Here is a 13,096-nt window from a genome sequence, read left to right as displayed (position 1 = left end):
GCGGCACCCGCCAGAAGGATCAGGGCTGGACATATTCCGACCGCACCAACCCGTATTTCGCCATCTTTTCGTTCAACGTCCGGCGCGGCAGGCGCAATTCTTCCATCACCGCCGTAATGGACCCTTTGTGGCGGCGCATGGTGTTGTCGATCAGCATACGTTCAAACGCTTCCACATGTTCCTTCAGGGGTTTGCCTTCGGTCGTCATGACTTCACTGGACGCTTCGTTATCTGCCATGATCAGCGACATCAGCGCCCCGTCTTCGCGCCTGCTTTGCAAAACCGCGCGTTCAGCAATATTGACAAGCTGCCGCACATTTCCGGGCCATGGGGCCTGCAACAATTGCGCGGCTTCCGGCATGCTGACCACTGGCGCGGCACAGCCGTATTCATCTGCGAATTGCGCCAGATAGGTCTCGAACAGCGCCAGAATATCCTCTCCGCGCATGCGAAGGGGGGGCAGCAGCAGCTTATGCGCGGCAAGCCGGAAATACAGATCGGGGCGCAAGCCGTCCTCGATAGTCTGCCCGGCGGTGTGGCTGTTGCAGACCGCCACAATGCGCGTATCAGGCGGCGTGCACTGCGCGTTCAGATAGCCCACCAGCCGCGCCTGCGTGTCTGGTGACATGGCTTCGATATCTTCCAGAACCAGTGTCCCGCCGCGGGCTTCTTCAACGACGGGCTTGACCGCGCCATCCTCCAGCGGGCCAAACAAGCGGGCAACCAGATCAGCCTCGACATGGCCCGCACAACTGACAGACACCAGCTTGCGGCCCGCGCGCGACCCCACCGCATGCAAGGCATGCGCCACCAGCGTCTTGCCGGTGCCGGTTTCGCCATCAATCAGCACATGCCCGTCAGCCTGGCCAACATCCAGTATATCCTCGCGCAAGCGCTGCATCACATCGGACGCCCCGACCAGACGGCGCATGATGGTTGTTCCGTCGGACAATTCATGCCGCAACGCGCGGCTTTCCAGCGACATTGTGCGCGCCTTCACGGCCTTTTCAGCCAGCGCCATCATTTTTTCAGGATCAAAGGGTTTTTCCAGAAAATCGAACGCGCCCAGACGCATGGCTTCGACCGCGATGGGCACATCGCCATGCCCGGTAATCATGATGACGGGAATGGTGCTGTCCAATGCCACCAGCTTTTTCAGCAGGGTCATCCCGTCCATGCCCGGCATGCGGATGTCCGTAATGACAACACCGGGAAAATCCGCGCCGATGGCGGCGAACGCTTCCTGGCCGTCGCTATAGGTTTCCGTTTCGAACCCCGAAAGCGCCATCCACTGGCTGATGGACTGGCGCATATCCTGTTCGTCATCTACGATGGCAACACGCATGTGGCGGGTCATGGTCTTTTTTCCTCTCGGGCGTGCGCCCTCTTTTTTCAATCCTGACAAACGGCCCTGACACCATACGGTCAGCGGCGGGCCGGCGATAGGTTCAACACAAACTCGTTATTCTGCCGCATCCTTTTGCGCGGCGTAGTATCTGGGAAACTCCACCTCGAAGACCGCGCCGCCTTCGGGTGTGTTCATGGCTGTCAACCGGCCGCCGTGATCGCCGACAATTCCGGACGAGATTGCAAGCCCAAGGCCAACGCCCTGCCCCGCTGTTTTGGTTGTATAAAACGGCTCGAACAAACTGTCGATATCGGCGATCCCGTGGCCATTATCGCGCACGGTCAGGTTCGTCGTTTCCCCCTGACTTATCAGAATGTCGATTTGCGGCGCATTCACCCCGCGCGTGGCATCCACGGCATTGCGCACCAGATTCAGGATCACCTGTTCCACGCGCACGGAATCGCCCAGTATCATGACCGGTTCGGGGGGCACGGTGCGCACAACCAGAACACGGCAGTCCCGCAGCATCGGTTCCATCATGGTCAGGGCATCACCAAGGCAGGTGCGCAAATCGATGGGGGCAAAGGCCTCTCCTCCTTTGCGGGCAAAGGATTTCAGCGTGCGGGCAATCGCGCCCATGCGGTCTATCAACCCGTCGATCCGCTGAAAGGACGCCAACGCTTCTTCTGTGCGCTTGCGCTTCAACAACAGCCGCGCACCAGCAAGATAGGTTTTCATCGCCGCCAGCGGTTGGTTCAACTCATGGCTGACGGAGGCAGACATTTCCCCAAGGCTGGCCAGCTTGGCCGATTGCGCAAGCGTCTGCTCGGCCACGGCCAGATCCTTCTGCACCCGCAATCGCGTAGCAATTTCGCGTTGCAGACGGGCATTCAATGCCCGCAAATCCTGCGATTCCCGCTGGAACAGGGCCGATTGCGACCACGCGCTGCGGCTGACCAGATAGAACGTCAGCGCAAGCAGCAAGGCAAAGCCCGTCAGCACAAGGGCCAGCGCCGCATTCACCCGTTCACGCACCGAATCATAGCGCGTGAAACTGACCAGCCGCCAGCCCCGGAACGGCACGCGCACTTCCGACCGTAACACGGCCTCGCCGCGCACGAATGTGTCCGGTGTTGTCTGCGCCCAATCCGCCGTAGCCCGCAACGCGCGCGCAATCGCAGACGGCGCATCGCGCAAGGCCAGCGCGTCGTCCAGTGAACGACCCCGCCAACGTGGTTCTGTGGCCAGAATTATGCGCCCACCGGAATCCATCAAGGCAACCGCATCGGCAAACCCTGCCCAACTGCGTTCAAATTTCGACAGGTCGGCATCGACAACCACGACACCAAGAACATCGCTTGCCACCCGGATACTGCGCGCAAAGGAAAACCCGAAGCCCCCGCTGTCCAGTTCCTTGACCATGAACACCGTGTCAGAGGTGCGCCGCGAATCAACAAATGCCTGATCGCCGCTGCGATTCTTGCCCAGATGCACGCGATCCGTTGCGCCGACCACGCGCCCGCTATTGTCCAGAAGTTCGATAGAGGCCGCGCCAATTTCACCCTGCAAATCAATCAGGCGCTGCGATGTGGTCGCAAAATTGCCCTCGCGCAATGCGACAATCAATTCAGGGTCGCGCGCCAATAGCAGCGGCACCACTGAATTTCGCTGAAGTTCGGACTGAATATTGCCGGAATACAGCACCAGCCGCAATTCAGCCCTGTTGCGCGTCGAGTCCGTGAACCGTTCGGACAACCATGAGTTCATGAACCAGATCAGCCCGATGCCCACCACAATCAAAAACAGAATAACCACCCGCCCCCATAGCGGGATTCCCAGTATACTGGTTCGTCTGTTGTCAAGATCAGGTGGCATGGCCATACCGCGCAGAATATGTCGAATGCTGCGCGCGCTCAAGCATCGCGCCGGGCCTGCACATTCAGGCTGGCGCGAAAGCGCCTATCAGCCCCTCGAACATGGCACGGCCATCAGTGCCCCCATGCACAGGGCTGAAAGCGCGTTCAGGATGCGGCATCATGCCCAGCACCCGCCGGTTTTCCGAAAGAATACCCGCGATATCCGCCGCAGACCCGTTCGGATTGTCCAAATAGGTGAACGCCACGCGCCCGTCCCCTTGCAATCGCGCAAGGGTTTCGGGGTCAGCGGTATAATTCCCGTCATGATGCGCAATCGGAACGGTGATCTGCGCACCGGCACCGTAGCCCGCGGTAAACCCGCTATTGTCAGCGTCCACACGCAGGGCCACAGGCTTGCAGATATATTTCAGGTTGGCATTGCGCAGCAGCGCACCGGGCAAAAGCCCCATTTCAACCAGCACCTGAAACCCGTTGCAAATGCCCAGAACATGGCCGCCACCTGCCGCAAAACCGGTGATGGCGCGGGCAATTGGGGAACGTGCGGCAATGGCGCCACAGCGCAGATAATCGCCAAAGCTGAAACCACCGGGAATGCCCACGATATCGGTGCCCGCAGGCAATTCGGTGTCCTTGTGCCAAACGCGCGTGACCTGCGCGCCTGCCCCTTCAAAGGCAACCGCAAGGTCACGGTCGCAATTCGATCCGGGAAAAGTGATGACAGCAGCTTTCATCGCGCGCGACTCCGTCCTGGGCATGCTTTGTCCGCGCTTTAGCGCGAATACGCCCCTTGCGCAAAGGGAAAGCACCCCTTTCAGGCAGCAAAATCTGAAATCACGGCCACACCGGGGGCCATTGGCCCATCAAACAGCGCCAGTTCCGCACCTGCCTGCGACAAGGGCACCTGCCGCGCGATCATCGGCATGAAATCCACCAGCCCCGCATCAATCATGCCCAGAAGGGACGGGTATTTATGTGCAGGCATGCCGCGCGTGCCAAAAAGTGCAAGGTTTTTCTGGTAAACCGCACTCATGTCGATTTCCATGCGCGCGGTGTGCCCCACGGGCATGCCAACCTGCACATGCCGCCCCAAGGGCCGCAGACAATGCAGCGATGCATTGGTCGTCTGCGCAATGCCCAGCGCCTCGACCGAGACATGGGCACCACCGCCGGTAATGTCGCGAATGGCCTGCGCCACGTCGCCACTGCGGGCATCAACGGCGGCGTCCGCGCCCAGCGTGCGGGCATGCTCCAGCTTCTCGGGCACAATATCCACCACCACCACACGCGCACCCAGCGCTCGACCCAGTATCAGCGTGGCAAGCCCGATGCCGCCCGTGCCATGCACGGCCAGCCATTCACCGGGGCGCAGGGCTGCACGGTCGGTCAGCGCATGAAAGGCCGTGGTCACCCGGCACCCCAGCCCTGCGGCCAGAACCGGCGACATATCATCTGGCAGGCGCGCAAGGTTGTGGGCATGGGGCACGCCCACATATTCGGCGAAAGCACCGGGTTCGATAAACCCCGGCAAACGCTGGTCGGGGCAGGTATTGGACACACCGGACCGGCAGGCGGGGCATGTTCCACACGCAAGGATAAAGGGCGCGATCACCTTGTCGCCAACGGCCCAGCCACTGCGCGGGCCCGCCGCCACCACCTGCCCGCAATATTCATGTCCGGGGATCTGGCCGGGTTTCACGCGTGGGTGTTCACCGACCCATCCATGCCAGTCGGACCGGCAAATCCCACAGGCAAGCGTGCGCAGGACCACACCATCTTCTTCGCAGACGGGGTCCGCGACAGATTCGATGCTAAGATCCTTGCGATATTCCCGTAAAACCGCTGCGCGCATAATGCCCCCCATCCGCCAGATACCGGGGCCAATGCTGCCTGCAAAGCGCAGGGGCGTCAATCACCCTTGCGGCGTGTCTCAGGCCTGCTCGATGTGGTAGCTTTCGATCACAGGATTGGCCAGCAGCTTTTCGCACATGTCATGCGCTTGCGCACGGGCCTTGTCGGCATCGGTTTCTGCCAGATCAAGTTCGATCATCTTGCCTTGGCGCACGCCATTGACGCCCTCAAACCCCAACGCGCCCAGGGCATGGCGCACAGCTTCGCCTTGGGGGTCCAGAACGCCAGCTTTCAGGGTTACGAATACACGCAGTTTCATGGGCGTCCGGGCCTTTCAGTTCATCAGTTTGGGTTTATTGAAGGGCGTGGGCGATTTGGGCATCACACCTAACCGCCGCGCAACTTCGGAATAAGCATCGGTCAGGCTGCCCAGATCGCGGCGGAACACATCCTTGTCCAGCTTCTGGCCGGTTTTCATGTCCCACAGGCGGCAGCTGTCGGGGCTGATTTCATCGGCAACAATCAGGCGCTGCATCTCGCCATCGAACTGGCGGCCGATTTCAATCTTGAAATCCACCAGTTTGATTCCCACAGCCAGCATGACGCCCGACATGAAATCATTCACGCGCACAGCCAATGACACCATGTCGTCAAGATCCTGATGGCTGGCCCAGTTGAAGGCCAGAATCTGGTCTTCGGTCACCAGCGGATCGCCCAGCGCATCATCCTTGAAGTAGAATTCGATAATCGGGCGCGGCAGTGGCGTGCCTTCTTCAATGCCCAGCCGTTTGGAAATTGACCCGGCGGCGACATTGCGCACCACCACTTCCAGCGGAATAATCTCGACCGCGCGGATAAGCTGTTCGCGCATGTTGATGCGCTTGATGAAGTGCGTTGGCACACCAATCTGGCTCAGACCCGTCATGAAGAATTCGGAAAGCATGTTGTTCAACACGCCCTTGCCTTCGATCACGTCGCGCTTTTCGGCATTGAACGCGGTAGCGTCATCCTTGAAGTATTGAACCAGCGTGCCCGGCTCCGGCCCTTCATACAGAACCTTGGCTTTGCCTTCATAGACTTTGGTGCGGCGGGCCATGGGATTCTCCGATCATGGAACATGCGTGTAAGGGCGGCTGCTTCAGCTTGCCTATATCGTAGCACCGCACGCGCCGCAAGCGGCGGTGTTTGCGCCCGCGGGCAGTGATTTCGCCTTGCAGTGCAGGCCACCAACATCCATATATTTTGCAATATCATACGATCTTGCAATGAAATACGAGGGCCGAAATGACATCTTTAAACGACCGTGAACGCGCATTTGAAAACAAGTTTGCCCATGATCAGGAAATGATTTTCAAGGCCGTTGCCCGCCGCAACAAGAAACTTGGGCTTTGGGCCGCTGGCCTGCTGGGCAAAACAGGGGATGATGCCGAAGCCTACGCAATGGACGTGATCCGCGCCGATTTCGAAGAAGCGGGTCATGAGGACGTGGTGCGCAAAGTGTCCGCCGACCTTGCTGGCAAGGCTGACGAGGCAACGATTCGGGGCATGATGGCCACAATGCTGAGCGAAGCAAAAGCCGAACTGGCGGAAGGTTAGGCCAGGACTACATGAATTTCGCGCATGTTCTTAATGCGTAATATGAATTTGCCGCAAGGTTTGACATGTGGCATAGGCCCACCGAAGCGGGAGTGCGGATACGCCTCCCGCTGTTTCGCAATCCGGAGATGCGCTTGATGACTGATGCCTTAAGCAAAATGCTGGCCGAACGGGACTGGATCCTGACGGACGGCGCAACAGGCACCAACCTGTTCAATATGGGCCTTGCATCCGGGGATGCGCCGGAATTGTGGAATGTGGATGAACAGGACAAAATCCGCACGCTGTATCGCAACGCGGTCAATGCGGGGTCCGACCTGTTTCTGACCAACACATTCGGCGGCAATGCCAGCCGCCTGAAGTTGCATAGCGCTGAAAACCGTGTCCGCGAACTCAACCGGCTTGGGGCCGCACTGGGCCGCGAGGTTGCAGACGCGGCAGGGCGTCCGGTTATCGTTGCAGGGTCCGTTGGCCCCACGGGCGAAATCATGGCCCCCATCGGCGCGCTGACCCACGAGTTGGCCGTTGAAATGTTCCATGAACAGGCCGAGGGACTGAAAGAAGGCGGCGCAGACGTGCTGTGGGTGGAAACCATTTCCGCCCCTGAAGAATACAAGGCCGCAGCCGAAGCCGCAGCACTTGCAGGCATGCCATGGTGCGGCACCATGAGTTTCGACACCGCAGGCCGCACCATGATGGGCGTCACATCTGCGGCGATGGTGCAAATGGTGGGCAAGCTGAAATCCATGCCGCTGGCATTTGGTGCAAATTGTGGCGTCGGCGCATCAGATTTGCTGCGCACGGTTCTGGGTTTTGCAGATGCGAACGCGCCCCTGCCGCTGATTGCCAAGGGCAATGCCGGTATTCCGAAATACCAGGACGGGCACATCCATTACGATGGCACGCCCGACCTGATGGCAGACTATGCCGTTCTTGCGCGCGATTGTGGCGCCACCATCATCGGCGGGTGCTGCGGCACCATGCCAGAGCATCTGCGCGCCATGCGCACCGCGCTGGAAACCCGCGACCGCGGCCCGCGCCCCACGCTGGAACAGATCACGGCGGCACTGGGCGGGTTTTCATCGGCACTGGACGGAACAGAGGCCGCAGGCACAGCACCAGAGCCGCGTCGCGGGCGCGGCGGCGGGCGCAGACGCCGTGACGCGTGACAAAACTGCCGGAAATCACATGAATGCGACTGCACGGGTCGCCGCCAATCGGGCGCATGTCGCAAATGGAATAGTGGCGTGCGGCATTCTGTCCGAAAGCAAAGCAATAGTGGTCCAACACGCACCAAACCGCGTGACCTAAGGGGTAGCGAATATGTCTGAAGAAGATGACATCATCCTTGCTGATCTGTCTGACGACGAACTTGTCGAGCAGATGATGGATGACCTTTATGATGGCCTGAAAGAGGAAATCGAAGAAAGCGTCAACATCCTGCTGGAACGCGGCTGGACCCCCTATGACATTCTGACCAAGGCGCTTGTGGCCGGCATGACAATTGTGGGCCATGATTTCCGCGATGGCATCTTGTTCGTGCCCGAAGTGTTGCTGGCCGCAAATGCGATGAAAGCGGGCATGTTCATCCTGAAACCGCTGCTGGTGGAAACAGGTGCGCCGCGCATGGGCAAAATGGTGATCGGCACCGTCAAGGGCGATATTCACGACATCGGCAAGAACCTTGTTGCCATGATGATGGAAGGTGCCGGATTCGAAGTCATCGATCTGGGCATCAACAACGCGGTCGAGGCCTATCTGGACGCGCTGGAAAAGGAACAGCCCGATATTCTGGGAATGTCCGCGCTGCTGACCACCACAATGCCCTATATGAAGGTCGTGATCGACACGCTGATCGCGCAAGGCAAACGCGACGATTACATCGTGCTGGTGGGCGGCGCCCCCCTGAACGAAGAATTCGGGCGCGCCATCGGGGCTGACGCCTATTGCCGCGATGCGGCTGTTGCGGTGGAAACAGCCAAGGACTTTGTGGCGCGCAAACACAACCAGATGGCCGCGCTCTGATCACTGCCCCTGCACAACGCTGAATCTATGGCAGGCCGGACGGGACACCCCCCATCCGGCCTGTGTGCAAACACCCCTGACAAGAATTTGCGGCATTCCCGCCTTGAGTTCACGCACCAAGACGCTAGGCTTCGCACCTGTTACGCTGCATTCAGGCGCAGGACCGCCCGCGCATGTTCGGCGCAAAATCCGTTTGCAGGAAAGCCACATCATGACATCCGCGCTGACCATAGAACGCCTGTGCAAAACCTTCGGCAAGGGGCCGGATGCGGTGCAGGTTCTGGACAATGCCAACCTTGAGGTGCCGCAGGGACAATCCCTTGCCCTGACAGGGGAATCCGGCAGCGGTAAATCAACCCTGCTGCATATCTGCGCCGGGCTGGAGCCGTTTGACAGCGGCAAGGTCGTGCTGGCCGGACATGACATTGCCGATGCGGATGACCATGCACGCGCAACATTGCGGCGTGGCACAGTCGGGCTTGTGTTTCAGCAATTCAACCTTGTGCCGTCGCTAAGCGTGGCGGCCAATCTTTCGTTTCAGGCGCGGTTGGCGGGGCGGCATGACCCCGATTTCGTGGCTGAACTTGCGCAACGACTTGGTATTGGGCAGCTGATGTCGCGCTACCCTGAACAGCTGTCGGGCGGACAACAGCAGCGCGTGGCGATCGGGCGTTGCCTTGCGGCGCGCCCCCGTCTGGTGCTGGCAGATGAACCGACCGGCAATCTGGACGAAGCCACCGGCGATGCCGTGCTGGACCTGATGATGGAACTGGCCGCACAGGCGGGCACGGCGCTGTTGCTGGTCACGCATTCCACCCGTCTGGCGTCACGGTGCAACGCGCGGGTGCATTTGCGGGCGGGCAAATTGCAGGTGCCTGCGTGACCCGCGCGGCATTACAGGCGTTGTTGTCACATTGGGTGCGCAGCCCGTTTCAACTGGCCATGCTGCTGGCGGGTCTGGCGCTGGCAACCGCGCTTTGGTCCGGCGTTCAGGCCCTGAATACCGAAGCGCGCACCGCCTATGCAACCGCCGAAAGCCTGCTTGGGGGGGGCAATGCGGCGCGACTGACCGCGCCCGCAGGCCAGATACCCGAAAGCGAATTTGCCCGCCTGCGCCACGCGGGCTGGGATGTGTCGCCAGTGGTGGAAGGGCGCGTGGCCATGGGCGACACGCGCGTAACCGTGCTGGGAATCGAGCCGCTGACCGCCCCGTCCGGCGGCACCAGTGCAGAACTGGTCGCACCTGATCTGACAGATTTTCTGGCAGGGCTTGGGTTTGCGCATCCTCAGACGCTGGACGAAATCGGCACCCCCGCGCTGGACCTGCGCCCCAGTCAGGCCGTTCCTGTGGGCACGGTCCTGATGGACATTGCACACGCGCAGGCCCTGCTGGACAAGGCCGGGTTTATCACGCACCTGACGCTGGCACCTGTGCAGCGCGACGGGCTGACGCCACTGGCCACACTGGCCCCTGACCTGCGCCTGACGCCGCCCGAGGATGGCGCCGATCTGGCGGGGCTGACAGACAGCTTTCACCTGAACCTGACTGCCTTCGGGCTTCTGGCGTTTGCGGTGGGGCTGTTCATCGTGCATTCGGCAGTCGGGCTGGCGTTCGAGCAACGCCGCACCATGTTTCGCACGCTCCGCGCCCTTGGTATGCCGCTGCGCCATCTGGCCTTGTTGCTGGCCGCAGAACTTGCGCTGTTTGCCACGCTCGCGGGGCTGGCGGGGCTGGCGCTGGGCTATCTGATGGCCGCAAGCCTGCTGCCCGATGTGGCGGCCACGTTGCGCGGGCTGTATGGTGCCCCTGTGCCCGGTGCGCTGCAATTTAACCCTGCCTGGGCTTTCGCGGGGATGGCGATGACACTGGCAGGCACGGCGCTGGCGGGCGCGCAGGCATTGTGGCGGTTGTGGCGGTTGCCGGTTCTGGCCCCTGCACAACCGCGCGCATGGGCGCATGCCGGTGTGCGCAGCCTGCGCTTGCAGGGCGGGGTGGCGGTGGCGCTGGCGATTGCCGCCGTGATACTGGCGCAAACGGGCGGCGGGTTGGTGACAGGGTTTGCCCTGCTGGCGGCAGCGTTGCTGGCGGCGGCGCTGATTATGCCGCTGGTGCTGGCGGGCGCGCTGGCATTGGGGCAGGCGCTTGCGCGCGGGCCGGTTGCACAATGGTTCTGGGCCGACAGCCGCCAGAACCTGCCGCGCCTGTCACTGGCGCTGATGGCGCTTTTGCTGGCATTGGCCACCAATATCGGCGTAGGCACAATGGTGTCGTCATTCCGCACCACATTCATCGGATGGCTGGACCTGCGCCTTGTCGCCGAAGTGACCGTCACCCCCCGCACCCCGTCCGAGGCCAGCGCCCTGCAAGATTTCCTGCAAGACCACGCCGACGCCGTTCTGCCCACCCAACGCATGGACGCCCGCCTTGCCGGACAGCCGGGGCAGATTTACGCCATGCAGGACCACGCCACATTCCGCGACAGCTGGCCGCTACTGGATGCGGTGCCGCAGGTATGGGACCGGCTGGCCGCTGGCGAAGGGGTGCTGATCAATGAACAACTGTTCCGCCGCGCGGGGTTGCGCCCCGGCACCGCAATGCTGGATCTGCCCGAACTGGGCGGGGTGCCCGTGCTTGGCGTCTATTCCGATTACGGCAACCCGCTGGCGCAGGCCATCATCGGGCAGGACCTGTTCAGGGACACTTGGCCGGACACACCGATCAGCCAGTTCGCGCTGCGCAGTGAAACGCCACAGGCGTTGATCGCGGTGATCCAAGACGAATTCGGCCTGCCAAGTGGCCAGATCACGGATCAGGCACAGGCCAAGGCGCTGTCCATGTCCATATTTGAACGCACCTTCATGATAACCGGTGCGTTGAATGTGCTGACATTGTCAATCGCGGGCATTGCGCTGTTTGCAGCGCTTGTCACGCTGTCGGGCATGCGGCTGGTTCAACTCGCGCCACTTTGGGCGCTGGGGCTGACCACGCGCAGGCTTGCCGCGCTGGAACTGGCGCGCGCGCTGGTGCTGGCGGGCCTGACGCTTCTGTTCGCGCTGCCGGTGGGCTTGATGCTGGCCCAGATTCTGCTGGCGGTCATCAATGTGCAGGCTTTTGGCTGGCGCTTGCCGTTGCAGCTTTTCCCTGCTGATTGGGCACGTCTGGCGCTATGGGCGGGGTTGGCCGTGCTGGCGGCGGCGCTGCTGCCCGCCTACCGCCTGTGGCGGTATGGGCCGAACCAGTTATTGCGGGTATTCGCACATGAAAAATAGGCAATATTCCCCCGTCCTTGGCCGGATTGCGGCCCTTTTGCTGCTGATGATCACAGCAACGCAAGGCCACGCGCAGGGTTTTGCAGGGTTGGGCACTGCGGCCGATGGCTTTGCCGTGCCGGAACGCGGACGCGCGCTGGCCTTTCCGCAAGATCATGGCGCGCATCCTGATTACCGCATTGAATGGTGGTATCTGACCGCCACGCTGACCGGCGATGACGGGCACGATTACGGGGTGCAATGGACCTTGTTCCGGTCTGCCTTGCAACCGGGCGACAGGGCGGGTTTCGCCTCGCCGCAGATATGGATGGGGCATGCGGGCCTGACCACGGTGGACAACCATTTTGCCGCTGAAAAATTCGGGCGTGGCGGCACGGGGCAGGCAGGCGTCACGCCGGACCCGTTCGCGGCCTTTATTGACGACTGGCACATGCGCAGCCGCGCGGATGCGGGCGCCGACCCTTATGATAGGCTGGACATACGCGCCACAGGGCATGATTTCGCGTTTGATCTGGACGCGCAGGCACAGGGGCCATTGGTGTTTCATGGCGATCAGGGCTATTCGGTCAAATCCTTTGACGGTCAGGCAAGTTATTATTATTCGCAGCCATTCTATGACATCAGCGGCACGCTTCATCTGCCGGACGGGCCTGTTTCCGTGACCGGGCAGGGCTGGCTTGACCGCGAATGGTCCAGCCAACCCCTGTCGGATGATCAGCAAGGGTGGGACTGGTTTTCGTTTGCTTTTGACGACGGTCACAGGATGATGGGGTTTCAGTTGCGCGGCGCGCAGGTGTTTACGGCAGGGACATGGATCACGCCAGACGGGGCCGCAACACCCTTGCCCGCGGGTGCGCTGGAATTCACACCACTGGGCACGGAACGGGTTGCAGGGCGCGATGTGCCCGTGCGCTGGCGTGTCGACTGGCCCGAAGGGGGTGTTTCCGTCACGACCGAGCCGCTGAACCCGCAGGCATGGATGGACTTGTCGGTGGGATACTGGGAAGGACCGCTGCGTTTCAGCGGCAGCCATACGGGGCGGGGCTATCTGGAAATGACCGGCTATTGACGCCGCGTTCAGGGTGACAGCGCGCAGCTTGCGCGGTTAACGTCCCCCAACCCTGAGGAGGTC

At 61.3% G+C, this 13,096-nt stretch carries 12 protein-coding genes; 6 read left to right on the top strand and 6 right to left on the bottom strand.

Translation table 11 applies throughout. The features are described 5' to 3' along the window. Positions 1 to 19: 19 nt before the first annotated feature. From P8S53_RS03390 to purC, 6 genes are all read right to left on the bottom strand, one after another. Complete coding sequence (locus tag P8S53_RS03390) at positions 20 to 1,357, bottom strand: sigma-54 dependent transcriptional regulator (RefSeq protein ID WP_277805761.1); 1,338 nt, start codon at positions 1,355 to 1,357, stop codon at positions 20 to 22. 105 nt (positions 1,358 to 1,462) lie between these two features. Continuing rightward, positions 1,463 to 3,223 (bottom strand): ATP-binding protein, encoded by a 1,761-nt coding sequence (locus P8S53_RS03385; protein ID WP_277805760.1) that lies wholly within the window; start codon positions 3,221 to 3,223, stop codon positions 1,463 to 1,465. 64 nt (positions 3,224 to 3,287) lie between these two features. Then, positions 3,288 to 3,956, bottom strand: a complete 669-nt coding sequence (purQ, locus tag P8S53_RS03380; RefSeq protein WP_277805759.1) for a phosphoribosylformylglycinamidine synthase subunit PurQ — start codon at positions 3,954 to 3,956, stop codon at positions 3,288 to 3,290. An 80-nt stretch (positions 3,957 to 4,036) separates the two neighbouring features. After that, positions 4,037 to 5,074, bottom strand: a complete 1,038-nt coding sequence (locus P8S53_RS03375; RefSeq protein ID WP_306417869.1) for a zinc-binding dehydrogenase — start codon at positions 5,072 to 5,074, stop codon at positions 4,037 to 4,039. A 78-nt stretch (positions 5,075 to 5,152) separates the two neighbouring features. Then, positions 5,153 to 5,392, bottom strand: a complete 240-nt coding sequence (purS, locus tag P8S53_RS03370; RefSeq protein ID WP_277805757.1) for a phosphoribosylformylglycinamidine synthase subunit PurS — start codon at positions 5,390 to 5,392, stop codon at positions 5,153 to 5,155. Positions 5,393 to 5,407: 15 nt separating this feature from the next. Further along, positions 5,408 to 6,169: a phosphoribosylaminoimidazolesuccinocarboxamide synthase gene (gene purC, locus P8S53_RS03365; protein WP_277805756.1), complete on the bottom strand. Its 762-nt coding sequence runs from the start codon at positions 6,167 to 6,169 to the stop codon at positions 5,408 to 5,410. A 188-nt stretch (positions 6,170 to 6,357) separates the two neighbouring features. Here purC and P8S53_RS03360 point away from each other — a divergent pair, with 188 nt between their 5' ends. The 6 genes from P8S53_RS03360 to P8S53_RS03335 all read left to right on the top strand — a co-directional run bounded on the left by P8S53_RS03360 (position 6,358) and on the right by P8S53_RS03335 (position 13,033). Beyond that, a complete protein-coding gene (locus P8S53_RS03360) occupies positions 6,358 to 6,669 on the top strand; it encodes a DUF1476 domain-containing protein (RefSeq protein ID WP_277805755.1) in 312 nt (103 codons plus the stop codon). Positions 6,670 to 6,806: 137 nt separating this feature from the next. Further along, positions 6,807 to 7,838 carry a betaine--homocysteine S-methyltransferase gene (gene bmt / locus P8S53_RS03355; protein ID WP_277805754.1) on the top strand — a complete coding sequence of 344 codons (1,032 nt, stop codon included), beginning with the start codon at positions 6,807 to 6,809 and terminating at the stop codon, positions 7,836 to 7,838. A 154-nt stretch (positions 7,839 to 7,992) separates the two neighbouring features. Next, the gene (locus P8S53_RS03350; protein ID WP_277805753.1) at positions 7,993 to 8,694 is read left to right on the top strand and encodes a B12-binding domain-containing protein; all 702 of its coding nucleotides are present in this window, start codon (positions 7,993 to 7,995) and stop codon (positions 8,692 to 8,694) included. 211 nt (positions 8,695 to 8,905) lie between these two features. Then, complete coding sequence (locus P8S53_RS03345; RefSeq protein ID WP_277805752.1) at positions 8,906 to 9,577, top strand: ABC transporter ATP-binding protein; 672 nt, start codon at positions 8,906 to 8,908, stop codon at positions 9,575 to 9,577. Further along, complete coding sequence (locus tag P8S53_RS03340) at positions 9,574 to 11,964, top strand: FtsX-like permease family protein (RefSeq protein WP_277805751.1); 2,391 nt, start codon at positions 9,574 to 9,576, stop codon at positions 11,962 to 11,964. Before P8S53_RS03345 ends, P8S53_RS03340 begins: the two co-directional genes overlap by 4 nt. Next, positions 11,954 to 13,033, top strand: coding sequence for a lipocalin-like domain-containing protein (locus tag P8S53_RS03335; RefSeq protein WP_277805750.1), 1,080 nt, complete (start codon positions 11,954 to 11,956; stop codon positions 13,031 to 13,033). The genes P8S53_RS03340 and P8S53_RS03335 overlap by 11 nt, the downstream gene beginning before the upstream one ends. The last annotated feature ends 63 nt before the right edge of the window (positions 13,034 to 13,096 follow it).

It is taken from the genome of Roseinatronobacter sp. S2 (assembly GCF_029581395.1).
In the GTDB taxonomy this organism is placed as follows: Bacteria; Pseudomonadota; Alphaproteobacteria; order Rhodobacterales; family Rhodobacteraceae; genus Roseinatronobacter.
This window is presented reverse-complemented; position numbering and strand designations above follow the sequence as displayed.

Bases quoted from the DNA above. Each gene is read 5' to 3' on its own strand.
- P8S53_RS03390 (WP_277805761.1), bottom strand. From the start codon at position 1,357: ATGACCCGCCACATGCGTGTTGCCATCGTAGATGACGAACAGGATATG.
- P8S53_RS03385 (WP_277805760.1), bottom strand. From the start codon at position 3,223: ATGCCACCTGATCTTGACAACAGACGAACCAGTATACTGGGAATCCCG.
- purQ (WP_277805759.1), bottom strand. From the start codon at position 3,956: ATGAAAGCTGCTGTCATCACTTTTCCCGGATCGAATTGCGACCGTGAC.
- P8S53_RS03375 (WP_306417869.1), bottom strand. From the start codon at position 5,074: ATGCGCGCAGCGGTTTTACGGGAATATCGCAAGGATCTTAGCATCGAA.
- purS (WP_277805757.1), bottom strand. From the start codon at position 5,392: ATGAAACTGCGTGTATTCGTAACCCTGAAAGCTGGCGTTCTGGACCCC.
- purC (WP_277805756.1), bottom strand. From the start codon at position 6,169: ATGGCCCGCCGCACCAAAGTCTATGAAGGCAAAGCCAAGGTTCTGTAT.
- P8S53_RS03360 (WP_277805755.1), top strand. From the start codon at position 6,358: ATGACATCTTTAAACGACCGTGAACGCGCATTTGAAAACAAGTTTGCC.
- bmt (WP_277805754.1), top strand. From the start codon at position 6,807: ATGACTGATGCCTTAAGCAAAATGCTGGCCGAACGGGACTGGATCCTG.
- P8S53_RS03350 (WP_277805753.1), top strand. From the start codon at position 7,993: ATGTCTGAAGAAGATGACATCATCCTTGCTGATCTGTCTGACGACGAA.
- P8S53_RS03345 (WP_277805752.1), top strand. From the start codon at position 8,906: ATGACATCCGCGCTGACCATAGAACGCCTGTGCAAAACCTTCGGCAAG.
- P8S53_RS03335 (WP_277805750.1), top strand. From the start codon at position 11,954: ATGAAAAATAGGCAATATTCCCCCGTCCTTGGCCGGATTGCGGCCCTT.